Consider the following 1632-nt stretch of genomic DNA (forward strand, 5'->3'; position numbering starts at 1 on the left):
GCCTCCACATCGTCTATAGGACTCTGTGGTTATATCGGTTTTAGTGGGGGAGTTTTAAATGATTACGCTGGCGTACTTTTAAGTTAACAGATACAAACTATCATATTCATTCCGACATATTGAGCATATTGTACCGAATACAATGTTTTTTCACCTGTTATGTATGCATCGCATCAATTTTAACGCGTCGAGGATATTGTTAGTTGAGTTTCCGGCTCCCGTAATAATGCCCACTTTGCTAATTCGTTTTTCAGAATTCTTCCATGACTTAACACTTTCTTTTAATACGGTTGTTACCCTTTCACTCAACGCTTCAAACGAGCTTGACGTACGATATCTGGTGTAAGTAATTACTTCCATAATCTGTGGTGTTTAAATGTCGAAGGGGCTGCCGCGTGGTAGTCCCTTCACTCAACTACTATGAAAGAACGGATTGACTTTCATTCTCTGTGGTGCCGCGCTGTTCTTCCATGGGAGTGTAATAAAGGTTTGTTGTTCTTTTAAATTAGGCTATGTTAATTCTTAATGTAGATTTTCGACCAAAAGAAAACCGCCCACTGAAATGGAGGTTATTTGAACTATTGTTTGGTTATTGGCCAAGCACGTTAAAGGCAAGTTAATTTTGTCTTTTACGCTTTAAGATACGGTAGATAAAGAATATAGTAGCAACAATGCACCCAAGAATAATGGATGTGTTTTTTAAAGTTGTGAATGTTTCCTGTTTTGCTTCAACAGCAGGCATTGTTTCCCCGTTATAACTTATCATTACTGGCATGCTGGTTACGTTCTTATCATTCATTTTATCACTTGTAATTTGTGAAGATTGTACATCTAAGTAAGCTTTATAGGTAGACTCATATTTCTCAGGTGTAAACTGTCCCATGGTAAAGCCTTTATATAACCTAACATTATTATCATCCAAAACAGCAACTGCATTGGCATCTCCAGTAAGAGTTAACTGGTCATTTTGCTGTAATAGTACCATAATTCTTGTTCCTTGTTCGGGAAAGTCGAATCCAAGCCATCCGTACATTGGTGGTTTACCACGCTTTAAATAAATATATTTTTGCTTAATTTTTCCTTTTATAACTGTTTCAACCGAAATAACGACTTGCCTTTCTTCTTCGGAATATTCTTTTTTCGTTACATGACCAATTACAATAAGACTTGATTGCTCAATCATATCTTGAGGTGGAATAATGCTTAATTTTGCTTCAGTTGTATTACTAAAAGGCAGTAAAAGAAATAACAACACTAATGCCAATAATCCACATTTTTTCATAAGTGACCTCCATTTCGATAACTGCTACAAGTTCATAGACGAACTTGTAACTAATATTGTTGCGTTATCCTCCCGTTACTTCAATAGATAAGAGGAGCTGCCACATAGCAAACTCCTCCACTATCGTATCCGTTAGCGTAACACCTTAATTTTTGAAACCTAGCATGCTATTAATTTCATCAGCTAGTTCAAGCACTTTCCTCCATTGAACTGAGTGTCTTACTGCATTGATATTCCACTCATCACCTTGTTGTAATGTAAGCGTCAAATCCCGCACACCTATTATACATAAACGTATCATGAGAAAATGAAGGCATCCTAAGAAACACAGGAGGTTGCCTCATGACGAA

Annotated in this window: 1 protein-coding gene; it reads right to left on the reverse strand. The window is 36.8% G+C overall.

The annotated features are described in order from the left end of the window. Positions 1-616: 616 nt before the first annotated feature. Positions 617-1282, reverse strand: coding sequence for a hypothetical protein (locus tag L1N85_RS26880; protein ID WP_235242078.1), 666 nt, complete (start codon positions 1280-1282; stop codon positions 617-619). Positions 1283-1632 lie beyond the last annotated feature (350 nt).

Origin of the sequence: Paenibacillus alkaliterrae (assembly GCF_021532375.1) — a bacterium.
Lineage (GTDB): Bacteria > Bacillota > Bacilli > Paenibacillales > Paenibacillaceae > Pristimantibacillus > Pristimantibacillus alkaliterrae.

Coding starts and splice junctions, on each gene's coding strand:
- L1N85_RS26880 (WP_235242078.1), bottom strand. CDS start 1,282: ATGAAAAAATGTGGATTATTGGCATTAGTGTTGTTATTTCTTTTACTG.